Here is a 25,231-nt window from a genome sequence, read left to right as displayed (position 1 = left end):
GCCCAAGGTTACCCCCAGGCCGCGCTAGCGCTCCGTGGCAGCCAACTGTCCACACGCACCGTCGATCTCCTGGCCCCGTGTGTCACGTACGGTCACCGGTACGCCGTGCGCCGCGATCGCCTCGACGAACTTCTTCTCGTCCTCCGGGCGCGACGCCGTCCACTTCGAGCCGGGAGTGGGGTTGAGCGGGATCAGGTTGACGTGCACCCTCTTGCCCTTGAGGAGCCTGCCGAGCCGGTCACCCCGCCACGCCTGGTCGTTGATGTCGCGGATCAGGGCGTACTCGATGGAGATTCGGCGGCCGGACTTCTCCGCGTACTCCCACGCGGCGTCCAGCACCTCCCGCACCTTCCAGCGCGTGTTGACCGGCACGAGGGTGTCGCGCAGTTCATCGTCGGGAGCGTGCAGGGAGACCGCGAGCCGGCACTTGAAGCCCTCGTCGGCGAAGCGCAGCATCGCGGGCACCAGCCCGACCGTGGAGACGGTGATCCCTCGCTGCGAGATACCCAGACCGTCCGGCTCGGGATCGGTGAGCCGGCGGATCGCGCCGACGACTCGCTTGTAGTTGGCGAGCGGCTCTCCCATGCCCATGAAGACGATGTTGGAAAGTCTCGCGGGACCGCCCGCGACCTCACCGTCGCGCAGGGCACGCATCCCGTCGACGATCTGGTGGACGATCTCCGCGGTGGACAGGTTCCGGTCCAGACCGGCCTGGCCGGTCGCGCAGAAGGGACAGTTCATCCCGCAGCCCGCCTGCGACGAGATGCACATGGTGACCCGGTCGGGATAGCGCATCAGCACGGACTCCACGAGGGTGCCGTCGTGCAGCCGCCAGAGCGTCTTACGGGTCGTGTCGTCGTCGCACGAGATGTGCCGCACCACCGACATCAGGTCGGGCAGCAGTTCCGTCGCGAGTTTCTGCCGCGCGGCGGCCGGGATGTCGGTCCACTGCTCGGGGTCGTGCGCGTACCGCGCGAAGTAGTGCTGTGACAGTTGCTTGGCGCGGAACGCCTTCTCCCCGATGGCGGCGACGGCCTCGCGGCGCTCGGCGGGAGTGAGGTCGGCGAGATGCCGCGGGGGCTTCTTGGCTCCGCGGGGCGCGACGAAAGTGAGTTCTCCGGGTGCAGGCATGGTCCGTCCAGTGTCGCAGACAGCGCCCCGTGGCCCGTTCCCCGTATTGGGTGGCATAAGAAAGGCGGTGGCATGGGAAAGGGGGTCCGCCGCCCCGTAGGCGACGCACCCCCTCCTCTGTTGCGCCCTCCGCGACCGCGCGAGCGCCCGCCCCGTACGGCGCTTGGCGCCCCGTACGGGGCGCCAAGCGCCGTACCGCCCAAGCGCCCGTATGCCTTACTAGGCGCCGTACCGGCCAAGCCGTGTGCCTTGCCTGGAAGCCCCAGTGCCTGCAAGGGCTCCTGCCTGTCAGGACCCCACGAAGAGCACCAGGAGCAGCCAGACCACCGGCGCCGTGGGCAGCAGCGAGTCCAGCCGGTCCATGATCCCGCCATGCCCCGGCAGCAGCGTGCCCATGTCCTTGATCCCGAGGTCGCGCTTGATCATGGACTCGCCGAGGTCACCGAGCGTGGCACTGGCCGCGACGGCCAGGCCGATCAGCAGCCCCTGCCACCAGGCGCCGCCGTCGATCAGGAACTCCATCAGGAGCGCGCCGGCCACCATCGCGAAGGTGACGGCCCCGCCGAGCCCCTCCCAGGTCTTGCCGGGGCTGATGCGCGGCGCGAGCTTGTGCGTACCGAAGCGCCAGCCGACGGCGTACGCGCCGGTGTCGCTGACGACGGTCAGCACGAGGAACATCAGCACGCGCTGCGATCCGTCCCCCGCCGTGAGCATCATCGCGACGAAGGTCGCCAGGAACGGTACGTAGAACGCGGCGAAGACCCCCGCGGTGACGTCCTTGAGGTAACCCTCGGGCGGCTCCGTCATCCGCCAGATCAGCACGGCGAGCGCGGTGAGGGCCATCGCGACCCAGGCGCCCTCCGCGCCGCGCGCGTATCCGGCGACGACCATCGCGGCGCCACCCACCGCCAGCGGCACGAGCGGTGCCTTGATGTCCTTCTTCTCGTCGAGCCGTGAGGTGAGCTCCCACAACCCCACGACCACGGCGATCGCAATGACACCGACGAACACGGCCTTGACGATGAAGAGCGACGCGGCGACCACCGCGCCGAGCCCGACACCGACCCCTATGGCCGCGCGCAGATCACGACCTGCCCGCTTCTTCGGCGGGGACGGCGGGGGGGCGGCCATGGGCTCCTGCGGAGTCTCGTCACGGAACAGGGGACCGCCCGGCCGAGCAGCCCCCCGGTCGTCATTCTGGTCCCCGCCGTTCGCGGGTTCGTCGGGCACGATGGGCATGGGCCGAGTCTGCTGTGCGGGATGCTCATCGTATGCGGGACCCGCCGGGGCAGCCCCCTGGTCGGTCGGTCCCCAGTAACCGGCTGTCGGCGAGGCCCCCCGGGAAGAGTCGTTCATCAGACCTCGAGCAGCTCGGCTTCCTTGTGCTTGAGCAGCTCGTCCACCTGCGCGACGTACTTCGCGGTGGTGTCGTCGAGCTCCTTCTCGGCGCGGCGTCCCTCGTCCTCGCCGACCTCGCCGTCCTTGATCAGCTTGTCGATCGTCTCCTTGGCCTTGCGGCGTACGGCGCGGATCGAGATCCTCGAGTCCTCCGCCTTGGTCTTGGCGACCTTGATGAACTCCTTGCGGCGGTCCTGGGTCAGCTCGGGGAACACCACCCGGATGATGTTGCCGTCGTTGCTCGGGTTGACGCCGAGGTCGGAGTCCCGGATGGCCTGCTCGATATTGCGCAGCGCGCTCTTGTCGAACGGAGTCACCACGGCCATCCGCGCCTCGGGTACGGCGAACGAGGCGAGCTGGTTGATCGGGGTGAGCGCACCGTAGTAGTCCGCCACGATCTTGTTGAACATCGCCGGATGCGCACGCCCGGTGCGGATCGCGGCGAAGTCGTCTTTGGCGACCAGGACGGCCTTCTCCATCTTCTCCTCGGCCTCGAGGAGGGTCTCTTCGATCACCACTTGCTCCTGCGTGTCTTGAGTGGGCCCGGCATGCTTGCCGGCCGGCGGAACCTGCGTCGCGTCTTGTCCTGCACGGTGTCCGACCGGCAGGGCTTTGTCCATCCTCCCCGTGCGGGGCAGCCCGGGATCAGCTCCGGGTGCCCTGGTCGCTCACGAGTGTGCCGATCTTCTCACCCTTGACCGCGCGCGCGATATTGCCTTCCTTCAGCAATTCGAAGACAAGGATCGGCAGCCGGTTGTCCTGGCACAGCGTGATCGCGGTCATGTCGGCGACACGCAGGTCCCCGGCGATGACCTCGCTGTATTCGAGCGCGTCGAACTTGACCGCGTCGGGGTTGGTCTTGGGGTCGGAGTCGTACACCCCGTCCACGCCGTTCTTGCCCATCAGCAGCGCCTGGGCGTCGATCTCCAGGGCTCGCTGGGCGGCTGTGGTGTCGGTGGAGAAGTACGGCATGCCCATACCCGCGCCGAAGATGACCACGCGGCCCTTCTCCAGGTGGCGTACGGCGCGCAGCGGGATGTACGGCTCCGCGACCTGGCCCATGGTGATGGCCGTCTGGACACGGGAGTCGATGCCTTCCTTCTCCAGGAAGTCCTGGAGAGCCAGACAGTTCATGACCGTACCGAGCATGCCCATGTAGTCGGAGCGGGCCCGGTCCATGCCACGCTGCTGGAGCTCGGCGCCTCGGAAGAAGTTTCCGCCGCCCAGGACGACCGCGATCTGGGCGCCGTCGCGGACGACGGCGGCGATCTCGCGGGCGATGGCGTGGACGACGTCGGGGTCGACTCCGAGCGCCCCTCCGCCGGCGAACGCCTCACCGGACAGCTTCAGCATGAAGCGGCGCTTCCTGCCGTCGTCGCTCTTCTCGACGCTCTTGTCGACCTGTTCCATGGAGATCTCCTCGTGCACATACGAAGAAGGCCATTGCCGGGGTCCTTACGGTTCCCTGTGCGGCAATGGCCTCCTCGTCAGATCTGCGGTCGCCCGGCCGCCTGCGAAGTAATGCCGTCAGGCACACGCGAGCGACTGCCTCCGACCCTATCGGGGTCTTTGGTTGATCGCGTACGGACTCAGACGCCGACCTTGATGCGCGAGAAGCGCTTCAGGGTGACGCCGGCCTCGTCCAGGATCTTCTGGACGGACTTCTTGTTGTCCTTCGCGAAAGCCTGCTCCAGAACGACGTTCTCCTTGAAGAAGCCGTTGACGCGACCCTCGATGATCTTCGGAAGGGCGGCCTCGGGCTTGCCCTCCTCGCGCGAGGTGGCCTCGGCGACGCGGCGCTCCTTCTCGACCGTCTCGGCCGGGACCTCGTCGCGGTTGAGGTACTTCGGCGCGAAGGCGGCGATGTGCTGCGCGATGTCCTTGGCGACCTCGGCGTCTTCCTTGTCCAGCTCGACCAGCACGCCGACCTGCGGCGGAAGGTCGGGCATGGTGCGGTGCATGTACGCGGCGACGTAGCCGCCGGTGAACTGCGCGAAGCGGTCCAGGACGATCTTCTCGCCCAGGTTCGCGTTCGCCTCGTCCACGTACGCCTGCACGGTCTTGCCGGCCTCGATCTCGGAGGCGAGCAGCGTGGCCAGGTCGGCCGGGGACGTCGCGGCGACGTGGGCGGCGAGCGTGTTGGCCACGGCCTGGAACTTGTCACCCTTGGCGACGAAGTCCGTCTCGCACTTCAGCTCAAGAAGGACGCCGGAGGTCTTGTCATCGGAGATGAGGGAGATGACGGCGCCGTTCTCAGCCGAACGGCCCTCGCGCTTGGCGACGCCCTTCTGACCCTTGACGCGGAGCGTCTCGACAGCCTTGTCGACACTGCCGTCGGCCTCTTCCAGGGCCTTCTTGCAGTCCATCATGCCGGCGCCGGTGAGCTCGCGGAGCTTCTTGACGTCAGCGGCGGTGAAGTTCGCCATGATCTGTAATTCTCTCTCGAAGGTCTGAAAGATCTACGGGTGAACGGCGGGGGCCGATGGGCCCCCGCCGTCAACTGCCGAACCTGGTGAGGGTCAGGCCTGCTCGGTGTCCGCGGCCGGGGCGTCGGCGGCGGGCGTCTCGGCCGGCTTCTCGGCCTCGGCGGCCGGAGCGGCAGCGGCCTCGGCCGGCTTCTCGGCGTCGTCCTTCTTCTCGCCCTCGAGCAGGTCGCGCTCCCACTCGGCGAGGGGCTCGCCGGCGGCCTTCTCGCCCGGCTTCGAGTCACCGGTGGCGACGCCCGAGCGGGCGATGAGGCCCTCGGCGACGGCGTCGGCGATCACGCGGGTGAGCAGGGTGACGGAGCGGATCGCGTCGTCGTTGCCCGGGATCTTGTAGTCGACCTCGTCGGGGTCGCAGTTGGTGTCGAGGATCGCGACGACCGGGATGTGGAGCTTGCGCGCCTCACCGACGGCGATGTGCTCCTTCTTGGTGTCGACGATCCAGACGGCGCTGGGCACCTTCTGCATCTCGCGGATACCACCGAGGGTCTTCTCCAGCTTGGCCTTCTCGCGGGAGAGAACCAGCAGCTCCTTCTTGGTGAGGCCGGAGGCGGCCACATCCTCGAAGTCGATCTGCTCAAGCTCCTTCAGGCGCTGCAGGCGCTTGTAGACGGTGGAGAAGTTGGTGAGCATGCCGCCCAGCCAGCGCTGGTTGACGTAGGGCATGCCCACGCGCGTCGCCTGCTCGGCGATGGCTTCCTGCGCCTGCTTCTTCGTACCGACGAACATGATGGAACCGCCGTGGGCGACGGTCTCCTTGACGAACTCGTAGGCGCGGTCGATGTACGACAGCGACTGGAGCAGGTCGATGATGTAGATGCCGTTGCGCTCCGTGAAGATGAAACGCTTCATCTTCGGGTTCCAGCGACGGGTCTGGTGACCGAAGTGGACGCCGCTTTCCAGCAGCTCCCGCATCGTGACGACGGCCATGGCCGTACTCCTTGAGGTACTCGGTTGTCGCGTCCGCCGGACGGCAGTCGCGCCTGACGCCCCGATTGCGCTGTGCCACGGGACAGTCCGAGACCGAGAAGCGCTGGCACCGGCGCGAAGAGGCCGATGACGGGGCGTGCGAAGTCGACCCGGTGACCCGGATCGCCACAAGAAGTGTACGGGACCTTCGCACCCTCGGGTGACGGCGTTATCCACAACCGGTCAGTTGTCCACAGATCCGGTTCATGATCAGCACGGTCGGGCTGTTCGGGGCCACCGTGTATCCCATGATCACTCGTCGCGTCACACGCCGTTCGCTGTTCCCGCGCCTCCTCGCCCGCGCCGGCGCGCATGTCCTCAAGCCGTCCTTCGCCCCTGCCCTCACGCTGGCGCTCTCACTCGTCGTGGGGCTGGTCTGGGCCGCTCCCGCCTCACCCGCCTCGACACCCGCTCCGACCGGAACGCCTTCCCCCGCCAAGCCGCCCCCCGATGTTCCGGTCGGCGTTTCCTCCGACTTTCCCGACGGCCGCCGGTTCTGGCCGGTGGGGACGCGCCCCACTGTGCTGCGCGGCTGGCAGCCGCCGGCCACGGGGTACGGGGCCGGACACCGCGGCGTAGACCTCGCGGCGTCCGCGGGTGCCCCGGTACGGGCGGCGGCGTCGGGGCAGGTCTCCTTCGCGGGCCCGGTGGCGGGGCGCGGGGTTGTCTCGATCACCCTGCCGGGCACGGGCGACCCGCCGCTGCGCACCACCTACGAACCGGTGGAGCCGCTGGTCAAGAAGGGCGACCAAGTCGTGGCCGGCCAGGTGGTCGGAGTGCTGGCGGCCGGTCCTTCCCACTGCCCGACGACCTGCCTTCACTGGGGGCTGCTTCGGGGTGAGACCTATCTGGACCCGCTGTCGCTGCTGCCCCCGAGCCTGCTCCGCCGGGGCCCCGCCCGGCTGCTGCCGGTGCTGGGTGTGCCGGAACCGCCCACGTCGACGGTCCGGACCGCTGTCGGGACACCGCGGCCGACGCGGCCCGCGCGGTCGGCCGGGGAGTCGGCCCCGGTCGGTGCGTACAGCGCCTCCTACGGGCCGTACCGGGCGTACGGACTGTACGCGCTGGCCCTACTGGCGGTGGCGGTCAGGGCACGTCGCCGCGAGCGCCACCGGTCGCCCGGCAGCCGAGGTGAGCCCGCGCCCCGTCATGTACGGCTCGCGCGTACGGGGGCAAACATGCGCCGCGCCGTACGGGGGCACCGCGCGCTCGGCAGGTTCAGCCCCGTACTCCTCGCAGCGCCATGGAGACCGCGGCCTCGGCGATCTCCGGGGGCGCTTCGGCCGCGCCGAGTTCGATCCGGCGGACCGCCGCGTCCACCACACCCTGGAGCAGCATCGCAGCCAGCCGGGGCTGCTCATGACCCAGTTCTGCCAGGGCTTCGACGATCATGGCGATCAGACCGCCGTGCGCGGCGCGGATCTTCTCCCGGGCGCCGGCGTCCAGCTCGCTCGCGGAGATGGCGACGACCGCGCGGTGACGCCGGTCACCGACCAGGGCGAGTTGCCGCCGTACGTACGCTTCGATCTTGGCCTCGGGGGTGTCCGCACTGGCCATGGCCGCCTCGACCTCCGCCGCCCAGACCGGGAAATCGACGGCGCACAGTTCCTCGACGACGGCGGCGCGCGAGCGGAAGTACTCGTAGACAGAGGACCTGGCGAGGCCCGTGCGCTCGGCGAGGGCGGGGAAGGTCAGCGCTTCCGTACCGCCTTCGGACAAGAGGGAGCGCGCGGCGTCCAGCAGGGCGCCGCGTTGCATGGTCCGGTGCTCGGCCACGGAGGCCGCTCGAATCCTGGGCACCCCTCCACTTTACGGATGCGGCCGCGGCGAAACAGCCTCAGCGTCCGACGTCGGCCAGCTTGGCCCGCAGCTGGAGGACGGATTTTGTGTGGATCTGGCTGACCCTGCTCTCGGTCACGCCGAGCACGTTGCCGATCTCGGCGAGGGTCAGTCCCTCGTAGTAGTAGAGCGTGACCACGGTTTTCTCCCGGTCGGGGAGGGTGTTGATCGCGCGCGCCAGCAACCGTCTCAGCTCACGGTCCTCGGCGACCTCCACCGGATTGTCAGCGGCGGTGTCCTCCAGGGTGTCCATGAGGCTGAGCCGCTCGCCGCCCTCACCGCCGACGTGGAGCAATTCCTCCAGTGCCACGACGTTCGCCAGGGACAACTGGCTGAAAACCGCATGCAGTTCCTCCAGGGCGATCCCCATCTCGGCGGCCACCTCACCCTCGGATGGGGTACGCCTGAGCTGGGCTTCCAGGGTGGCGTAGGCACGCTCGACGGCTCGCGCCTTCTGCCGCACGGAGCGCGGGATCCAGTCCAGCGCCCGGAGTTCGTCGATCATGGCCCCGCGGATCCGGGTGATCGCGTAGGTCTCGAACTTGATCGACCGCTCGATGTCGAACTTCTCGATCGCGTCGATGAGCCCGAAGACCCCGGAGGAGACGAAGTCCGCCTGCTCGACGTTGGCAGGCAGTCCGACACTGACCCGGCCCGCGACATATTTCACCAGCGGCGAGTAGTGCAGGATGAGCTGCTCGCGCAGCCGGCCGTCGCCCGTGGTCTTGTACGACCGCCACAACTCGTCGAGCGACGCGGGTGCGGGGGAACGCACGGCGCTCCGGGCAGCCGGGGGCGCTGCCGCGCGGTCAGACCCGGAGGTGTGCTGGGGCATGCGTCGCCTTGAGCCGTTCTGCCGTGAAGTGCGGGGGACATCTCGCTGGACCTGATTCCCGGTGAGCGTAGCGTGACTGAAGCGTCGCGCTGTGCGAGGAGCGGACGGCCGGGCCCGCGCCGGTGGATGCCGTAGGCCACGCATTCGATCGGGTGCCGACCCTGCCAGGACCTGTCCGGTTGCCGGCCTGACGGGGGTCACCGAGAGCGGTACGAGGATCATCCCTCTCACCTTTTCACCCGAATGCCCCCGGTCAAGCACCGCCTCGCCGCGCGGCGGTCTCCGGTGTGGACCGGGAGGCCAACTGCCACCGGTCACCGTGCCGTTCGACGAACCCCAACGAGTGGAGTTCGTACAGCCTGCCGAGTGCCTCGTCCGGCGTCGTGCCCGCGTCCCTAGCGATCTCCCGCCCGTAGGCGGCGCTCCGAGCCGGCAACGCCTCCAGGACCCGCGCACTGACCGGATCGAGCAGATCCCTGGGGAGTACCGGGCCCCGGCGCGCCGGGGCCAGCTCCCCGATGTCCCCCACGAGCTCGGCCACTTCGGCGGCGTCCGTGACCAGCACGCCTTCACCGCGCAGCAGTTCGTGCACGCCTGCCGAGAGCCCGCTGGTGACGGGGCCTGGAACCCCCATCGTGAATCGCCCCAGCCGCTGGGCGCAGCGCGCGGTGACCAGCGAGCCGCTGCGGTACTCCGCCTCCACCACGACGGTGCCTCTGGTGAGCGCGGCGATGACGCGGTTGCGCAGCACGAATCTGCTGCGGGTCGGATGGTCGCCCGGTGGCAATTCGCCGATGACCAGGCCCTGTTCCGCGATCCGGCTGACGAGCTCGGCATGGCCCGGCGGGTAGACCACGTCGACGCCGCAGGCGAGGACGGCCACGGTCGCCCCGTCGGCCGATAGGGCGCCGCGGTGGGCCGCGCCATCGACACCGAACGCGGCACCCGAGGTCACCACCCAGCCGCGCTCGGCGAGACCGGAGCCGATACTCGCCGCCATATGTGCCCCGTACGGAGTACACGCGCGGGCGCCGACGACGGCGACGGAGCGCAGGGACCAGATCCGCAGATCCGGTCGGCCGCGGATCCACAGGCCGATGGGCCGGGCCGCGCCGAGGTCGTCGAGCTGGCTGGGCCACTCCGCTTCACCGGGGCAGACGAACCGGCCGCCGGCCGCGGTGATCGCCGAGAGATCGCGCTCGGGGACGGCCCGCGCCGCCCTGGCGCGGTAGCCGTCGAGCCGGCGCTCGGTGGCTCCGGTGAGCTGCCCGCGCGCGCCGTCCCGGGCCCCGGCCGGTGACGACAGCAGGTCGAGCAGCCCTACGGCGCCCCAGGTGCGCAGCCAGCGGCCGCCCTGTTCGTCGCCCGGTTCGAGGATCCGGGTGAGTGCGGCGCGTGCCAGCCGCTCCTGGGTGCTGACGGGCGTCACGAGACGCCTCCCGTCACGGCCCCGGTGCCTCGGGCGACGCCGGTGCGCAGTTCCAGGGCGAGGTCCACGTGGCGGGCCTCCGGCCGGTCGCACCCGGCGAGGTCCGCGACCGTCCAGGCGACTCTCAGGACCCGGTCGATACCGCGTGCGGTGAGCAGTCCGCGCTCCAGATCCCGTTCCGCGGCGGCCAGCGCACCGGCGGAGACCGGCCAGCGGGTTCTCAGCTCATGGCCCGGAACCTCACTGTTGACCGACCAGGGCGTGGTGTCCAGCCGCGCCGCCGACCGCGCTCTGGCCTCCTGCACCCGCGCCGCGACCGCGGCGGTCGACTCGCCCCGGCCGCCCTGCCCCAGCAGATCCGCCCGGGTGACAGGCTGAACGTTCACCCGCAGGTCGACCCGGTCGAGCAGCGGCCCGGAGAGCCGCGACTGATAGCGGCGGATCGCCGAGGGCGGACACTCGCATCCCGCGCCGTTCAGAGTGTGCCGGCCGCAAGGGCACGGGTTGGCCGCGAGCACCATCAGGAAGCGCGCCGGCAACCGCACCACCCCCGCGCTGCGCGCCACGACCACATGGCCCGACTCCAGGGGCTGCCGCAGGGCATCCAGCGCCCGCCCGGAAAATTCCGGTGCTTCGTCCAGAAAAAGCACCCCGCGGTGGGCCAGCGAAACCGCGCCGGGGCGTGGCAGTCCGTTCCCGCCGCCGACCAGTGACTGCATGGTCGCCGAGTGGTGCGGTGCGCAGTACGGGGGTGTGTGGACGAGCGGTTCGCCCGGGGGGAGGATGCCCGCGACCGAGTGGACCGCTGTGACCTCCAGGGATTCCTGTTTGGTCAGCGGCGGCAGCACGGCGGGCAGCCGTTCCGCCAGTATGGTCTTGCCTGCGCCCGGCGGCCCCTGGAGCAGCAGATGATGTCCGCCCGCCGCGGCCACCTCCAGCGCCGTACGGGCAGCGGCCTGGCCCGCCACGTCCGCGAGGTCCGGCCGGTGCGCGCCTCCCGGCCCGCTCGCGGCGAGACCGGTGCCCACTCCGGCTCCAGGCATCATGAGCCCCGCCAGCATGGCGTCAGGACGGCCCTGCCCGGGCTCCTGCGGCTCTTCCGGAACCGCCTCGCCGGTCAGTACGGCGATGAGCTGGCGCAGGCTCCGTACGCCGAGGACGGAGACTCCCGGCACCAGTGAGGCCTCTCCCGCGGTCTGCTCGGGGACGACGACCTGGTGGTACCCGGCCTCCGCCGCGGCGAGCACCGCGGGGAGGACTCCGCGCACCGGTCGGACCCGCCCGTCCAGGCCCAGCTCTCCGATGAGCACCAGGTCCGCGATGGCCTTGGGATCGATGCGCTCGGCCGCGCCGAGTACGGAGCAGGCCACGGCGAGGTCGAAGCCGCTGCCGCCCTTGGGTACCGAGGCGGGGCTGAGTCCGACCGTGAGCTTCTTCTGCGGCCACTCCGCGCCGGAATTGACGACGGCGGCCCTCACCCGGTCGCGGCTCTCCACCAGGCTCTTGTCCGGGAGCCCGACCAGGGTGAAGGCGGCCACACCGGGCTCCAGATCTGCCTGGACCTCGACGACCACGCCCTCGACACCCACCAGCGCGACCGAACACGCGCGTGCGAACCCCATCAGGCCACCCCCCGCGCGTGCTCGACCTCGGGGGCGCCCCGCCGGGGCAGCACCACACCGATCAGGTCGATCCGTACGCCGCCGGGCGGTGGACCGCCGTGACGATCCAGCCAGCAGGCGGCCAGCCGCCGCAGCCGGTCGGCCTTCTCCGGTGTGACGGCCGCCATGGGATGCTCGAACGAACCCGTCCTGCGGGTCTTCACCTCACAGACGACCAGCGTTTCCCGGCCCCGCGTGTCGCTGTCCCGGGCGACGATGTCGATCTCGCCCGTCCTGCCGCACCGCCAGTTGCGGGCCAGCACGATCATCCCCGCCGCGACCAGCCGCCGCGCCGCCAGATTCTCGCCGTACCTTCCGAGTGCCCTCGTCGCGTTCATCTCGGCACCACCTCCGGCACCGACTCTGACGTGATCTCCTGATACGAGTGGATCTTGGTGGAAAACCCATCGGATGTGGATAACTCACTCACCCGTCAGAGTGATCAGTTCCGAATGATCAGCCCCGGACGAAGCGGCACGGCACGGAGCGAAGCAGCGCCGACGACCGGCCGACTCGCGCGTCTCAGCCGCCTGGCAGTTCGAGATCGCTCTTGTTCAGCTCCTCGATATTCACGTCCTTGAACGTGAGCACCCGCACCTGTTTGACGAACCTGGCCGGCCGGTACATGTCCCAGACCCACGCATCCGCCATCGTGACCTCGAAAAAGACCTCACCCTGAACCGAGTGCACCTGCATCTCGTAATCGTTGGTGAGATAGAAACGACGCTCGGTCTCGATCACGTATTTGAACAGACCGACGACATCGCGGTACTCCCGGTAGAGCTTCAGCTCCATCTCGGTCTCGTACTTTTCGAGGTCCTCGGCGCTCATGGCATGTTCCCCTTCAGCCGTACGTGCCCCTATTGTGCTCCGGCCCCCGCGCCGTTAGACGTGCTCGGGCGCGAGGTCCACCGGCGTGCCCGGGGGACCCTCGTCGAGCAGCGTGCGCAGCAGCTCGGCGAGCCTGGTCGGATACACCGTCTCACGCGCTGCCGACAGTTCGGCGGAGGTCCACCACCTCAGCCCCGCGACGCTGCGTCGCTCCAGGTCGGTGAGGTCGCCGAGGGCGGCCTCGGTCTGCGCCGTACGTGCCAGGAAGTACCACTCGTCCTGATCCCAGCGGCGGCCGTCGAACGGGAAGGAGCAGACTCTGCGCCAGAGCACGGGCCCCAGCTCCACCTGTGTGATCCCCGTCTCCTCGGCCAGTTCGCGCAGCGCGGCCGCCTCCCGGCTCTCGCCGCCCTCCAGTCCTCCGCCGGGCGTGAACCACCATTGCTGTTCGGGATGGTCCGGCTCGTACCCGTGCAGCAGCAGGATGCGGTCATCGGGGTCGAGCAGCACGACCCGTGCCACCTTCCTGACCGGGTGCGTGTCCGCCTCCGCCCCGGACCGGCCCTCAGACGGCATGTGCGGACGCCCCCTCGCCCCGGGGCTCGCTCCGGCGCCGCCGCGAGATCCACCGCACGACGGGCACGTATGCCGCACCGCCGAAGATCAGCAGCGTGCCGCCCACCACGGCCACGACAAGCGGTTCCAGCGGCCCGGGCGCGGACACGCCGCCCGGCAGCGCCGCGAAGGCCGCGGGCCGGCCGATCATGCCGCCCAGCGGCCAGGCCACGGCGTCCACGCGCGCGTCCACGGCCGTGCGCGGCACCGAGCCCTGCGTGGGGTCCTGGAGGTGCACACGGGAGTCCAGCGAGCCGCTGCGCTCGTCGCCGAGCAGGAAGAGCTGTCCCTCGGGCACGGTCGCGTCGAAGTCGGTCGTGGAGACGCGTCCGCCGAGCATGCCCTGCACATACGGTTCCTCGACCGGTTTGCCGTTGACCGTCAGCCGGCCGGAGGCGTCGCAGCAGGCGACCGTGTCGCCGCCGACGCCGACCACGCGCTTGACCATCGGCAGGTCGCCCCACTCGGAGTCCCTGAAGACGACCACGTCCCCGCGGCGCACGTCGCCACCCGAGATCCGCTGGGCCAGCACCCGGTCCCCCGCCTTCACGGTCGGGTCCATCGAATTGGTGGGCACGGTGTAGGGCCGGTATTCGACCGCGGCCCAGACGAACCCTCCGAGAAAGAGCACACAGCCGACGGCCACGGCCAGCCCCGACAACACGCTGCCGAGCCGGCCGTGGCCGCTGTTCCTACGTTCTGTTGTGCTCATCCCAGCACTCCCCCCGTTCGGAGAACGATCTGGGACGGCACCCTACCCGGCGGTGCTCCGGCGGGTCAGCCTCCTTCTGCGCCACAGCACGATCGGCACGGCTCCGGCCAGAGCGAGCGCCCCTGGTGTGGCGGCCGTCGCGACGGAGGCCGCGGCGCTCAGCCCCGACTGGTCGAATGTGTCGGGCACCGGCAGCAGGGACCAACGGTTGACCGGCCAGGCGACGACGACCGCGCGGCCCACGACGTCCTCGTTCAGGACCGTGCCGTTGCCGGGAAGCTCCTGGTGATAGCGAGAGTCCAGCGAATTCTGCCGGTGGTCACCCATCACCCAGATGCTGTCCTTGGGCACCTTGATCGGGCCGAACGGCTCGTCGTCGCACGGGGTGTTGCCGGGGTAGATGTAGTCCGTCTCGTTCAGCGCCTGCCCGTTGACATGGACCTTTCCGCCCTTTTTGCACTCCACCGTGTCGCCGCCGACCGCGATGACCCGCTTGATCAGGTCCTTCTCGTCGGAAGAAGGCATCAGGCCGATCTGGCCGAGGAACCACTGCACCGCGTTCGGCTCGGGGGTCTCGGCACCGTCCAGCCAGCCGCCCGGGTCGTTGAAGACGACCACCTCACCGCGCTGCGGTTCGGCGCCGAACCACGGCGTGAGCTTATCCACCAGCACCCGGTCACCGCGCTGCAGGGTGTCCTGCATCGAGTCCGAGGGGATCGAGAACGCCTGGACCAGAAAAGCCTTGATCAGGAAAGCCAGCAGAAGCGCGATCCCGATCAACAGGGGCAGTTCTTTCCAGAAGGAACGCGGCTTCCTCGGCGCCGTCGCACCGTCTCCGTCCGGCCCGTCCCCGCTGTCGCCCCGCTGCTCCGCCGGCTTGTCCCTCACGGCTTCGGGCGACTCGGCGAGCTGCTCGCGTCCCTCCTCGGGATCGTCGTGTCCGGATCGTGCGCCGACCGCCACATCCCCCACATCCACTCCTTACTCCGCGCGAATACTCTGTGTGATCGCCTGCCCCCGAGGAGGGACAGGCCCACCACTCCCATAACGAGCGGGAGTTCCGCAGGGGTCGGGAGCCGGACCAATCCGTTTCGATCCTGGGACGACAGACTATTCGACGGCCCCGTCGCCGTCGTCGGCGCGGCACGCGCGTCGGGTACGGAAGCGAAGGTCGACCGCTGTTCCAGCCCGCTCCAGTGGTCGAGCGGCCAGGCGATGACCACCGCGCGGCCCACGACTCCCGCCTCGGAGACCGTCCCGTTGTACTCCTCCTGGAGATGGAAGCGTGAATCGGCCGAATTCGAGCGGTGATCGCCCATGACGAAGATGCGCCCCGCAGGGACCTGCACTTCGAAGGGGATGGTGGAGGGCGCGTTGCCGGGGTTCAGGTACTGCTCGGTGAGGGGCATGCCGTTGACCGTCACCTTGCCGTTGACGTCACAGCACTTGACGGTGTCACCGCCCACCGCCACGACGCGCTTGATCAGGTCCTTGTCGTCGGCCGACGGCAGCAGTCCGATGGCCGACAGCCCTTCCTTGAGCTGCTTGACCACCACCGGGGAGTTGTCCGGCGGGGGCTGCTCGTCCTGGAGCCAGTTGCCGGGGTCCTTGAAGACCACGACATCGCCCCGCTGCGGCTTGGACCCGAACCAGGGGGTGAGCTTGTCCACCAGTACCCGGTCGCTGATCCTGATCGTCTGCTCCATGGATCCCGAGGGGATCACGAAGGCCTGCACCAGGAACGTCTTGAGGACGACGGCGATCAGCAGCGCCACCGTGATCAGCAGCGGAATCTCCTTGGCCGCGGAGCGACTGCGCCGCCGCTTCACCTTCTTGGCGAGCTTGCGCCGCTCCGCCCGGCCCGGCAGCGCCCGTCCCGTGGTGGGTCGGGAACCGGTCGGCAGTCTGGTGTCGTACCCGTGATTCGCCGGGCGTCCGCGCTTACCCATGGGCACCGCTCCCCGGCCCCGGAACCTCCGCGAAGGCGTCAGTGGGCTCCAGGCCCGACCAGCGGCCCATGGGCCAGCCGATCCAGTCCGCCCTTCCGATCACTCTCTCCACGGGCACCATCCCGCCTCCCGGCTCTCCGAGATGATCCCGGGAGTCACGCGAATTACTGCGATGATCGCCCATCACCCACAGGGTTCCCTCGGGCACGACGATGTCGAAGGGCACACGGGAGGGTGCGTCACCGGCATACAGATACCGCTCGTCGACGGCCCGGCCGTTCACTTCGACCCTGTCCCCCTTGTCGCAGCAGACCACACGGTCACCCCCCACACCGACCACGCGCTTGACGAAATCGGTCTCGGCGGGCTCGGCGAGACCAAGGGCCGCGGCCGCCCCGTGCAGCAGCCCGGTGACGGGGTTCTCACGGGCCGGCTCCTGTACGAAGGACCCGGTGCCGTCGAAGACGATCACGTCACCACGCTGCGGCTCGGTACCGAAACGGTACGCCAACTTGTTGACGAGCAGGCGGTCTCCGACATGGAGGGTGGGCTCCATCGAGCCACTGGGGATCAGAAACGGCTGGAGCACGAACGTGCTGAAGAGCAGCAGGAAGACCGTGCAGACCAGGCCGAGCAGCCCCGTACGGCGCCAGGAGAGCCATGAACTCCCCCCGCCCCCCTCGCCCCTGGCGGACCAGGGAGAACGCGAGAAGCGCGACCGCTCTTCCGCCCCCGCGGGGGTGTCGGAAGAGCGGTCGCGCTTCTCGTGCTGTGCTTCGGTGTCCATCGGGGCCAGATCTTATCCGGCGGCCCTGTACACCTGGCGTGAGAAGAGTCCCGGCCGCGGGCGTGAGAAGTATCCCGCTCGCGACCGTGGGGGCTCAGCGGTCGCGCTTCTCCTTGATCTTCGCGGCCTTGCCGCGCAGCTCACGGAGGTAGTACAGCTTGGCGCGGCGGACGTCACCGCGGCTGACCAGCTCGATCTTCTCGAAGATCGGGCTGTGCACCGGGAAGGTGCGCTCGACGCCGACGGAGAACGAGACCTTGCGGACCGTGAAGGTCTCGCGGACGCCCGAACCCTGGCGGCGGATGACAACACCCTTGAACTGCTGGATACGGGAGCGGTTGCCCTCGATGACCCGTACGTGCACGTTCACCGTGTCACCGGGGCGGAAGGCGGGGAGGTCGCTGCGGAGCGACGCGGCGTCGACGGAGTCGAGCAGGCTGGCCATGAAGGTCTGCTTCCTCGCTGATGCCACAGGTCATCAGCGGATGATCGGGAGAGTGTTGAGTGCCGTTCGGTCGGGCGGGCGTCGGTCCCCCTGTGGCAGGGGCGCACGCCGGACGTACAGCAGCGGCCTATTCTTCCACGTCGCCGGGCCTGCGCCAAAATCGGCCACCGGGCTCCGGCGCCCAGCCGAGGATGGAGAGCGTCTCCCGGTCCTTCTTGTCGAAGGCGGCGGGGTCGCACCGCTCGATCAGGTCGGGCCGGTTGAGCGCCGTACGGCGGAACGCCTCGTCGCGGCGCCACCGCGCGATCTTCCCGTGGTGGCCGCTGAGCAGGACGTCCGGGATACCGCGTCCGCGCCACTCGGGCGGCTTGGTGTAGACGGGGCCCTCCAGCAGGTCCGCCATCGCGCCGGGGGCGAACGAGTCGTCGCGGTGCGACTCGGCGTTGCCGAGGACGCCGGGCAGCAGCCGGGCCACTGCCTCCGTGATCACCAGGACCGCGGCCTCGCCGCCGGCCAGCACGTAGTCACCGATGGACACCTCGACGACGGGGATCCGCGTCGCGTACTCGTCGATGACCCGGCGGTCGATGCCCTCGTAGCGGGCGGGTGCGAAGAGCAGCCAGGGACGCTCCGAGAGCTCCACGGCGAGCTTCTGGGTGAAGGGGCGGCCGCTGGGCGTGGGGACGACCAGGACGGGGCCGTACGCGCCCGCCTCGTAGCCGTCGGCGAGCGTCTCGTCGAGGGCGTCACCCCAGGGGCCGGTCTTCATGACCATGCCCGGACCGCCGCCGTAGGGGGTGTCGTCGACCGTGTTGTGCCGGTCGTACGTCCACTCACGCAGGTCACGCACGTGCACGTCGAGGCGTCCGCGTGCCCGGGCCTTGCCGACGAGGGAGACGTTCAGCGGCTCCAGGTACTCCGGGAAGATCGTGACGACATCGATCCTCATCGGTCGTCGGCCTCTCCGCCTGGCCCGCTGGGCACGATCTCCGCGCGGTCGTCGATCAGCCCGGGCGGCGGGTCGATCACGGCCCGCTGCTCCGCCAGATCGATCTCGGTGACGATCTCCTCCACGAAGGGGATCATCACCTCGCTGCCGTCGGGGCGTTCCACGATGAACAGGTCCTGCGAGGGCAGATGCGAGATCTCGGTGATCCGGCCGACCTCTGTGCCATCGGCCAGGACGACGTCCAGGTCCATCAGCTGATGGTCGTAGAACTCCTCGGGGTCCTCGGGAAGTTCCTCCGGGTCGACCTCGGCGATCAGCAGGACGTTACGGAGCGCCTCGGCGCCCGTACGGTCGCGTACGCCCGCGAAGCGCAGCAACAGCCTGCCGCTGTGCACGCGGCCCGCCTCGATGGTCAGGGGCCCCGTCGAGGCCGGTTCCGTGGCGAGGACGGCGCCGGGGCCGAGCCGCAGCTCGGGCTCGTCCGTACGCACCTCGACGGTGACCTCGCCCTTGATGCCGTGGGCGCGGCCGATCCGCCCGACTACCAACTGCACTGCCGATCCACCCTTTGTGTGGCTGAGCCGCCGGCGCTCCCGCCGAGGTGGTCGCTCGCCGTTGCGCTTGCTCAATTGATGGTTGTGTCACTACGGAACAGCACGGGGCCGTGCAGCGTGGGGCTGAACAGCACGGGCCGGGAAGGGCCGTTGCCCTTCCCGGCCCGTGCCGGCTGTTCTGGTGTGTCAGCGGACCTGGTCCACGTCGACGAGGTCGACGCGGATGCCACGGCCGCCGAGGGCGCCCACGACCGTCCGCAGAGCACGCGCGGTGCGGCCGTTGCGGCCGATCACCTTGCCGAGGTCGTCCGGGTGCACCCGGACCTCCAGCACACGGCCGCGACGCAGATTGCGCGAGGCGACCTGCACTTCGTCCGGGTTGTCGACAATGCCCTTCACGAGGTGCTCGAGAGCCTCCTCGAGCATGCTCAGGCCCCGGTCGACTCGGCGGCGGCCGAGGACTCGGCCTCGTCGGCCTTCTTGTCGGACTTCTTGGCCTTCTGCGTGATGGCCTCGCCCTTGGGCTCGTCGCCGGCGTCCTTGGCAGCGGCCTCGAAGAGGGCGCGCTTGTCGGCCTTCGGCTCCGGCTGGAGCAGCGGCGCGGGGGCCGGGAGGCCCTTGTGTGCCTGCCAGTCGCCGGTGAGCTTGAGGATCGCGAGAACCGGCTCGGTCGGCTGGGCGCCGACGGACAGCCAGTAACGCGCGCGGTCCGAGTCGACCTCGATGCGCGAGGGGTTCTGCACCGGGTGGTACAGACCGATCTCCTCGATGGCCCGGCCGTCACGGCGGGTACGGGAGTCGGCGACGATGATGCGGTAGTGAGGCGAACGGATCTTGCCCAGACGCTTCAGCTTGATCTTGACTGCCACTGGAGTGGTGTCTCCTGGTCTTGACGTGGTTGGGCACAGCGGGATGCCGCGTGGGGTTGCGGTACCCGATCTGCCCGATGGACGCGTCAGCCGGAGGAGAGAGGGGTCCTGTGCGACTGTCGAGTACGGCTGGCCATTCTGCCACACCCCGGCGCCGGGGGTGACCCGGCCGGGGTACGGCGTACGGCTCCGGCCCCATGTGTGAACGGGGCCGTGCCGCGGTACGAGCCGTCGGCCCACGGCGGCGCGTGGCCGCCGGGGACGGGGTCCAGGGCCTCTCGTTTGGATCATGCTGGGCTCGCGTGCCCGCAGTGACATCAGCCGCTGACGCGGCGGGCGCTCCCCGATCCAACCTGATCCAAACGACAGACCCTAGCTCGCGGCGGCGACCACTTCCGGAATGCGGAAGGGTTTGCCGCAGCCGCCGCAGACGATCGGGGCCTGGGCGAGGACCGAAGGGACGACGCGCACGTTCCGGCCGCAGTCGCAAACCGCTTTGACCCGCACACCACCGCCGGAGGAGCCGTGCCGGGCGGCCGGGCCGCGGAAGCTGCGCTTGGTGTCGGCGGCCGTCGCAACCGTGTGCGCCTTGAGGGCGCGCTGGAGCCGCTCGATGGTGGGGCGGTACCGGCGCTTCGCCTCGGGGCTGAGCGAGACCAGGGAGAACCCGCTGCTGGGATGCGGCTCCTCGGGGTGGTCGAGGCCCATCTCCTCGGCGATCGCAAGGAATCGGCGGTTGTGGTAGCGGCCCGCGCGGGAGGTGTCGCGGACACCTCTGGCCGCGGCGATGCCGTGGACCGCTTCGTGAAGCAGTCGTTCGAAAGAGAGCTCGGCGCCGCAGGCGGACGACGACTCTCCGATCAGGGACTCTGGCGCGGCAAGATCCGGCAGCTCGGGGTGGGACCGCTGAATGTCGGCCCACGCCTGTGCCAGCTCTGCGGCGAGAACAGGTGGTGTCGTGCTCACGTCGTGAACAACGAGCCGGATCCCTCCCGGGTTCCATTACGGGGCATCACAAATAATTTGCACGTACCCGTCAGTTGCCGTTGATGCGTCCTGACGAGGGCGGGTGCGCCGATCTGCGGAGAAGGCTCACAGCTCGCACCAAGGTGGTACGTAGCGTCGGATACGCATCGACGCGTAGACGATCTACGTCTACCCCCACGCACGACGGCGAGAGTACCGGGACGGGCACCTTCTTCCCGCACCGCCCCCGCGGGGTCCTACTGCCCCGAATGGCTCAATCGGGGCCGGACCGCGCGCCGCTCCACCGTCGGCCCGCTCGACCGTCCTGCTCAGATCCTGGTACCCGTTCCGGAGCCGGGAAAAGGAATCGGCCATCCACGCGGGGGCGTACGCCGGGGGCACGCACGCTTTGCCCGTCACCCACTGGACGTGGGCACGGATGGGGAGTTCCCTGACATACGGGGGATGTGTGCACGCACGTACAGGGGGGCTGTCAATCAGGGTACGAACGACCTCTCGGCGGATTGGGGCGCTATCCATGACACGTACGCTCGCCCAGCACTCTCAGCTCCCTTCGGGCACGACCGCGGACCCGGCGCACCCGGCGCCGTCAGAAGTCCGCACGCGCGCCCGCGACTGGGCCGAGATCCAGGAGCGGATGCTGGTGCCGCTCTACGAAGCGGTGTACGAGCGTCTGGAGGTCCGCGCCGGGACCCGGGTGCTCGGTCTCGGCTGCGGCTCGGGGCTCGCACTGCTGCTGGCCACCGCACGGGGCGCGCGGGTGACCGGTGTCGAGGCGGACCGGGAGCGGCTGGCCCTGGCCCGCGAGCGGCTGCTCGCGGAGGACGGACGGGGCGGAGCTCCGCGCCGGCCGGACGGCACCGGGGGCGGGACACTGCTCCCCGCCGACCGCATGGCCGACGCCGTGACGGGGCCGGACCGGACCGGGTACGACCTGATCACCGCCTTTCAGCCGATCGGCTCCGTGGCGGGCGACGCGAAAGGGCTCGATCCCGCCCTCAGAACAGCCATACCGCTGGCCGGGCACGGCACTCCGGTGGTGCTGGCCGGCTGGGGTCCGCCGGAGCGCTGCGCGACGGACGCGGTGCTGCGGGTCGCGGGCCGGCTGGCCGACCGGCTGCGCAAGGGCGCCCGACGCCCCGCACACCGGGACGATCTGGAGGATGTCGCGGCGCGAGCCGGGCTGAAACCGGACGGTTCGGGGCGGGTGGCCTGCCCGTTCGGGTACGCGGACCAGGAGAGCGCGGTGCGCGGACTGCTGTCGACCGGAGTGTTCGACGGCGCGATCCGGGCGACGGACCAGCGGCAGGTGGAGAAGGAGATCGGCGAGGCGCTCCATCCGCATCTGCGACGGGACGGCACGGTCTGGATGCCGAACGTCTTCCGGTATCTGATCGCCCGCACGCCCTGACGGCGGGCGCGGTGACGACGGCTCGCCGCGAGACGCGAAATGGCGTGGAGACGCCAGAGCATCGCGGAAGCCTTGTCAATATCCAGAATCCTGTTTACTGTCATTTCCGTGACAGACTTCGACGAGCGCTTCCTGACCCGCAACGGCCTCGCGGCCCGGCAGCTCGCGGTTCTCCTGCTGAACCACGAGCCGGACACCCGGCTTCCGCGCGTCCGGGACTTCGCCGAAGAGCTGGGCGTGGGGAACGGCACGGTGCAGGCGGCGCTCCAACTCCTGGAGGACGCCGAAGCCATCGAGACGACAGCGCGGGGCCACCTCGGCACGTTCCTCGTCCGGTCCGACCGCTCGACGCTCTGGCGGCTCTCCGGGCTCGGCACCCTGCTCGCCGCCATGCCGCTGCCGTATTCCCGTCGTTACGAGGGGCTGGCCACCGGGCTGCGCTCCGCGTTCGAGGAGGCGGGGGCGCCTTTCGCGTTCACCTTCATGCGTGGCGCCGGCGCCCGCACCACCACACTGCTCGAAGGCAAGGTCGATCTCGTGGTGCTCTCCCGCTTCGCCGCCGACCGGCTGATCGAGGAGTATCCGGTCGAACTCGTCGCGGACCTCGGCCCGATCACCTATGCCGGGGCGCACGGCATACTGCTGCGCCACGGCTCGGACCTGGCGAGCCCAGGGCTGCGCGTCGCGGTCGACCACACTTCGGAGGATCAGCGCATACTCGCGGAGCGCACGTTCGCGGGACGGGACGACGTCACGTGGATCGAAGCCTCGCACATGCAACTCCGTGAGCTGTTCGAGCACGGCGGCGCGGACGCCACCGTCTGGAACCTGGACGAGGCGCAGGGCCTGCTCGGCACGGATGTGGACGTCCTGCCCCTCGGCGACGAGGTCACCCGCGACCTGTCGCTGCGCAACTCCAGCGCGGCGATCATCGGCAGAGCCGAAGGAGCCGGGGCCCTCGGCGCCGTACGCGGATCCCTCGACCTGTCCGTCGTCACCACCCTCCAGGCGGAGGTGCTGCGGGGAGAGCGCACTCCCTCGTACTGACCCCCCAGCCGGCCCCAAGTGCGATGAGCGCGCCCACCGCGCCGCATCACACCCGCTTCAATATACAAAATTCTGGTTACTGGATTCACTTGTTTGGATTGCGCACGAAAGGACGAAAGGAGCTCCATGGACAGCCAACTGTCCCTTCGCCTCCGGCTTTTCCGCGAGACCGGCCAGGCAGGTCCTGAGGTTGTCGCGTTCGTCGCGGCCGAGCTGGACACCCTGGCTGCCGAAGGCCTCACTGTCACCGAGGGCACGGCGGGGCCGCTCACCAGCCACCTGATGGCGGCGCTCACCCGTCTGCTGAACGGCGAGCCGGTCGAGGCCTTCGGCACCGACGAACAGGTCGCGGCCGAGCTGGCCGGACATCCCGAGGCGGTCGTCAGAGCACGTGGCGTGGCGATACGTGCCGAACAGACACTCGGCGCCCCGCTGCCCAGCTCCGAAGTCAACTTCCTGGGCCTGCACCTCGCCGTACTGGCCCAGAACTCACCTGCCCGGCACCACCCGTCACAGCGAAGGACCCCGTCATGACGAAGATCCTCACCGGCGGCATCGGGAAGACCGAGGTCGCGGACACTCTCTCCCGGCTCGGCCTCGACGGCTTGGAGATCACGGTCTCCAACGACATGGACGCCGCGATGAAGCTCCGGGCCGGCCGGGCCGACTACTACCTGGGCACCTGCCACACAGGAGCCGGTGCCTCGCTCGGCCTTCTCGTCGGGTTACTGGGCAGCCCCGTCTGCCACACCTTCGGCCGCTCCGTACCGACGCAGGAACAGGTGGCCGCGCTGCTCTCGGACGGCAGGAAGGTCTTCGGCTTCGCCGTCGACCGGATCGACGTGGTCGCCCCGCTCATGGCCCACGCGATCGCCGCGCACGGCTGACCTCGACGACCTGCCGGACCGCGGAGGAGACCACCCTGTGCACACCGTCCTCGCAGCCAGTACGCGTCTGGATCTCTCGCTGACGCAGCAACTGTTCGTCATAGCGCTCTGCGCGCTGACCGCCTTCGTCTCGCACCTGGCGCTGGCCGTCTTCAACGACGGCGTACGTCCCTTCATGCTCGACTTCATCCAGGGACGCGCCAAGCGTTCCGCCACCACGGCGGTGTCCTTCGGACTCTCCGCGGGCTTCATCTTCGGCCTCGGTGCGCCGATGGCCCTCGCCAGCGGTGTCCTCAACCCCTGGCTGCTCTTCCTTCCCACCGACATCCTGGGCATCCTCGCGCCCCGGAAGTGGGCAGCACCACTGCTGGGAGGCGCCTGGGGCGCTGTGGTCGTCTTCGGTCTCGGCGGCGCCAACGACCTGGCACACGATCTGCCCGTCGACTTCCTGACCGCGATGCAGCAGATGTCGACGCCGATCCTTTTCCTGTTCACGCTCTTTCCGGTGCTCGCCATCACCCAGCAGTTCGGACGGCTGCGCGGCGGCCTCGCCGCCGTGCTGGAACTGGCGCTGGTCCTCATGACGATGAAGCTCTGGCCGAAGGTCTTCGCGGGTTCCCTCGCGATGGCGGCGGGGGTGCTGCTGCTCATCGCGTTCGCCGTCAGGAAGGACCTGCTCCAGCGGAAGCAGGAGCAGCAACGGGAGCGGGAGCTGGGGCAAGCGCAGGCTCCGGCCCAGGGACAGCCGCGGGAAGACACCGGGGACGACCCGATGGCCTCCCTCTTCGGTACCAGCGCCCTGCGGCTGCGCCGTCATCTGCCACTCTTCATGGTGCTGGGTGCCGGGGTCTGCGTCCTGTCGCAGATGCACATATTCGGCGGCGGGGAGGCCACCAGCTTCCTGATCGCCAAGGGCCAGTACAGCGAGGCCGCCCAGGTCGACTTCTACCGGATGTTCGGCTTCATACCGCTGATCGCGACGACCGCGCTCGCCTCCGGCGCGTACGGCACAGCCGGATTCACGCTCGTGTATCCCCTCGGCTACGTGCTGCCGAACCCGTTCCTCGCGGCGGTTGTCGGCGCCGTGGTCTTCGCACTCGAAGTGCTGGCGCTCTCCTCCATCGGAAGGGTCCTCGGCAAGCTCCCGAGCGTGCGCGACTCCTCCGAGCATCTGCGGGCCGCGATCACGGAGACGCTGGGGCTGGCCATCCTCTTCGGCTCCCTGCTCGCGGCGCATGTGATGGGCGGCGGACCGGCGATCCTCGTCGTCGGTGGGCTCTACCTCCTCAACGAGGCGATGGGCAGACCGGTGGTGCGGATGGCGGCGGCACCGGCCGCGGTCGTCGTCGGTGGCGTCCTGCTCAACGTCCTCCACTGGCTCGACCTGTTCACGCCGCTGAAGAGTTGACCACCGGCGTCCCGGCGCGAACGGCCCCATCCGGA

General features: G+C 69.7%; 27 protein-coding genes and 2 pseudogenes. 6 read left to right on the top strand and 23 right to left on the bottom strand.

Annotated features, from left to right (window positions below):
• Window positions 1-24 precede the first annotated feature (24 nt).
• The 6 genes from rlmN to rpsB all read right to left on the bottom strand — a co-directional run bounded on the left by rlmN (window position 25) and on the right by rpsB (window position 5,942).
• On the bottom strand, window positions 25-1,131 hold the full coding sequence (gene rlmN / locus AB0P17_RS24955; protein ID WP_365814126.1) for a 23S rRNA (adenine(2503)-C(2))-methyltransferase RlmN: 1,107 nt from the start codon (window positions 1,129-1,131) through the stop codon (window positions 25-27).
• Between the two features lie 288 nt (window positions 1,132-1,419).
• Entirely contained in the window at window positions 1,420-2,487 is a 1,068-nt protein-coding gene (locus AB0P17_RS24950) for a phosphatidate cytidylyltransferase (protein ID WP_365814125.1), read from the bottom strand.
• A complete protein-coding gene (frr, locus tag AB0P17_RS24945) occupies window positions 2,487-3,044 on the bottom strand; it encodes a ribosome recycling factor (RefSeq protein WP_351393766.1) in 558 nt (185 codons plus the stop codon). The genes AB0P17_RS24950 and frr overlap by 1 nt, the downstream gene beginning before the upstream one ends.
• Window positions 3,045-3,174: 130 nt before the next feature.
• Window positions 3,175-3,939, bottom strand: a complete 765-nt coding sequence (pyrH, locus tag AB0P17_RS24940; RefSeq protein WP_365814124.1) for a UMP kinase — start codon at window positions 3,937-3,939, stop codon at window positions 3,175-3,177.
• A gap of 179 nt (window positions 3,940-4,118) precedes the next feature.
• Window positions 4,119-4,955 (bottom strand): translation elongation factor Ts, encoded by an 837-nt coding sequence (tsf, locus tag AB0P17_RS24935; protein WP_365814123.1) that lies wholly within the window; start codon window positions 4,953-4,955, stop codon window positions 4,119-4,121.
• Between the two features lie 93 nt (window positions 4,956-5,048).
• Window positions 5,049-5,942: a 30S ribosomal protein S2 gene (gene rpsB, locus AB0P17_RS24930; RefSeq protein ID WP_365814122.1), complete on the bottom strand. Its 894-nt coding sequence runs from the start codon at window positions 5,940-5,942 to the stop codon at window positions 5,049-5,051.
• Window positions 5,943-6,328: 386 nt separating this feature from the next.
• Here rpsB and AB0P17_RS24925 point away from each other — a divergent pair.
• A pseudogene (locus AB0P17_RS24925) lies at window positions 6,329-6,913 on the top strand (peptidoglycan DD-metalloendopeptidase family protein); the annotation flags it as partial.
• 286 nt (window positions 6,914-7,199) lie between these two features.
• Here the strand turns inward: AB0P17_RS24925 and AB0P17_RS24920 are convergent.
• From AB0P17_RS24920 to AB0P17_RS24840, 17 genes and pseudogenes are all read right to left on the bottom strand, one after another.
• Window positions 7,200-7,739 carry a TetR/AcrR family transcriptional regulator gene (locus tag AB0P17_RS24920; protein ID WP_365814176.1) on the bottom strand — a complete coding sequence of 180 codons (540 nt, stop codon included), beginning with the start codon at window positions 7,737-7,739 and terminating at the stop codon, window positions 7,200-7,202.
• Window positions 7,740-7,818: 79 nt separating this feature from the next.
• Window positions 7,819-8,655 carry an RNA polymerase sigma factor WhiG gene (gene whiG, locus AB0P17_RS24915; protein ID WP_365814121.1) on the bottom strand — a complete coding sequence of 279 codons (837 nt, stop codon included), beginning with the start codon at window positions 8,653-8,655 and terminating at the stop codon, window positions 7,819-7,821.
• 253 nt (window positions 8,656-8,908) lie between these two features.
• Complete coding sequence (gene dprA, locus AB0P17_RS24910; protein ID WP_365814120.1) at window positions 8,909-10,084, bottom strand: DNA-processing protein DprA; 1,176 nt, start codon at window positions 10,082-10,084, stop codon at window positions 8,909-8,911.
• Window positions 10,081-11,706 carry a YifB family Mg chelatase-like AAA ATPase gene (locus AB0P17_RS24905; RefSeq protein WP_365814119.1) on the bottom strand — a complete coding sequence of 542 codons (1,626 nt, stop codon included), beginning with the start codon at window positions 11,704-11,706 and terminating at the stop codon, window positions 10,081-10,083. Before AB0P17_RS24905 ends, dprA begins: the two co-directional genes overlap by 4 nt.
• A complete protein-coding gene (locus AB0P17_RS24900) occupies window positions 11,706-12,083 on the bottom strand; it encodes a YraN family protein (RefSeq protein WP_365814118.1) in 378 nt (125 codons plus the stop codon). Before AB0P17_RS24900 ends, AB0P17_RS24905 begins: the two co-directional genes overlap by 1 nt.
• A gap of 184 nt (window positions 12,084-12,267) precedes the next feature.
• Window positions 12,268-12,576, bottom strand: coding sequence for a DUF2469 domain-containing protein (locus tag AB0P17_RS24895; RefSeq protein WP_014675276.1), 309 nt, complete (start codon window positions 12,574-12,576; stop codon window positions 12,268-12,270).
• A 54-nt stretch (window positions 12,577-12,630) separates the two neighbouring features.
• A complete protein-coding gene (locus AB0P17_RS24890) occupies window positions 12,631-13,152 on the bottom strand; it encodes an NUDIX hydrolase (RefSeq protein WP_365814117.1) in 522 nt (173 codons plus the stop codon).
• Window positions 13,142-13,903: a signal peptidase I gene (gene lepB / locus AB0P17_RS24885; protein ID WP_365814116.1), complete on the bottom strand. Its 762-nt coding sequence runs from the start codon at window positions 13,901-13,903 to the stop codon at window positions 13,142-13,144. The genes AB0P17_RS24890 and lepB (AB0P17_RS24885) overlap by 11 nt, the downstream gene beginning before the upstream one ends.
• A gap of 42 nt (window positions 13,904-13,945) precedes the next feature.
• Window positions 13,946-14,866 (bottom strand): signal peptidase I, encoded by a 921-nt coding sequence (gene lepB, locus AB0P17_RS24880; protein ID WP_365814115.1) that lies wholly within the window; start codon window positions 14,864-14,866, stop codon window positions 13,946-13,948.
• Window positions 14,808-15,852, bottom strand: a pseudogene (gene lepB / locus AB0P17_RS24875) (signal peptidase I); the annotation flags it as partial. The gene lepB (AB0P17_RS24880) and the pseudogene lepB (AB0P17_RS24875), both read right to left, overlap by 59 nt.
• Window positions 15,845-16,639, bottom strand: coding sequence for a signal peptidase I (gene lepB, locus AB0P17_RS24870; protein ID WP_365814114.1), 795 nt, complete (start codon window positions 16,637-16,639; stop codon window positions 15,845-15,847). The pseudogene lepB (AB0P17_RS24875) and the gene lepB (AB0P17_RS24870), both read right to left, overlap by 8 nt.
• 94 nt (window positions 16,640-16,733) lie before the next feature.
• Window positions 16,734-17,084, bottom strand: coding sequence for a 50S ribosomal protein L19 (rplS, locus tag AB0P17_RS24865; RefSeq protein WP_365814113.1), 351 nt, complete (start codon window positions 17,082-17,084; stop codon window positions 16,734-16,736).
• A 127-nt stretch (window positions 17,085-17,211) separates the two neighbouring features.
• On the bottom strand, window positions 17,212-18,033 hold the full coding sequence (gene trmD / locus AB0P17_RS24860; RefSeq protein WP_365814112.1) for a tRNA (guanosine(37)-N1)-methyltransferase TrmD: 822 nt from the start codon (window positions 18,031-18,033) through the stop codon (window positions 17,212-17,214).
• Window positions 18,030-18,587, bottom strand: coding sequence for a ribosome maturation factor RimM (rimM, locus tag AB0P17_RS24855; RefSeq protein ID WP_365814111.1), 558 nt, complete (start codon window positions 18,585-18,587; stop codon window positions 18,030-18,032). Before rimM ends, trmD begins: the two co-directional genes overlap by 4 nt.
• A 186-nt stretch (window positions 18,588-18,773) precedes the next feature.
• Window positions 18,774-19,013, bottom strand: coding sequence for an RNA-binding protein (locus AB0P17_RS24850; RefSeq protein ID WP_329823028.1), 240 nt, complete (start codon window positions 19,011-19,013; stop codon window positions 18,774-18,776).
• Window positions 19,014-19,015: 2 nt separating this feature from the next.
• Window positions 19,016-19,456, bottom strand: coding sequence for a 30S ribosomal protein S16 (rpsP, locus tag AB0P17_RS24845; RefSeq protein ID WP_365814110.1), 441 nt, complete (start codon window positions 19,454-19,456; stop codon window positions 19,016-19,018).
• Window positions 19,457-19,828: 372 nt separating this feature from the next.
• A complete protein-coding gene (locus AB0P17_RS24840; RefSeq protein WP_365814109.1) occupies window positions 19,829-20,422 on the bottom strand; it encodes a hypothetical protein in 594 nt (197 codons plus the stop codon).
• A 538-nt stretch (window positions 20,423-20,960) separates the two neighbouring features.
• Here AB0P17_RS24840 and AB0P17_RS24835 point away from each other — a divergent pair.
• The 5 genes from AB0P17_RS24835 (at window position 20,961) to AB0P17_RS24815 (ending at window position 25,196) form a co-directional block, all read left to right on the top strand.
• The gene (locus AB0P17_RS24835; protein ID WP_365814108.1) at window positions 20,961-21,854 is read left to right on the top strand and encodes an SAM-dependent methyltransferase; all 894 of its coding nucleotides are present in this window, start codon (window positions 20,961-20,963) and stop codon (window positions 21,852-21,854) included.
• Window positions 21,855-21,962: 108 nt separating this feature from the next.
• Window positions 21,963-22,901 (top strand): GntR family transcriptional regulator YhfZ, encoded by a 939-nt coding sequence (gene yhfZ / locus AB0P17_RS24830; RefSeq protein WP_365814107.1) that lies wholly within the window; start codon window positions 21,963-21,965, stop codon window positions 22,899-22,901.
• A 126-nt stretch (window positions 22,902-23,027) separates the two neighbouring features.
• Entirely contained in the window at window positions 23,028-23,435 is a 408-nt protein-coding gene (locus tag AB0P17_RS24825; protein WP_365814106.1) for a transcriptional antiterminator, read from the top strand.
• The gene (locus AB0P17_RS24820) at window positions 23,432-23,788 is read left to right on the top strand and encodes a DUF2620 family protein (protein WP_365814105.1); all 357 of its coding nucleotides are present in this window, start codon (window positions 23,432-23,434) and stop codon (window positions 23,786-23,788) included. The genes AB0P17_RS24825 and AB0P17_RS24820 overlap by 4 nt, the downstream gene beginning before the upstream one ends.
• Before the next feature lie 37 nt (window positions 23,789-23,825).
• Window positions 23,826-25,196 carry a YhfT family protein gene (locus AB0P17_RS24815; protein ID WP_365814103.1) on the top strand — a complete coding sequence of 457 codons (1,371 nt, stop codon included), beginning with the start codon at window positions 23,826-23,828 and terminating at the stop codon, window positions 25,194-25,196.
• The last annotated feature ends 35 nt before the right edge of the window (window positions 25,197-25,231 follow it).

The sequence above is a fragment of the Streptomyces sp. NPDC088124 genome (genome assembly GCF_040685895.1).
GTDB lineage: Bacteria > Actinomycetota > Actinomycetes > Streptomycetales > Streptomycetaceae > Streptomyces.
This window is presented reverse-complemented; position numbering and strand designations above follow the sequence as displayed.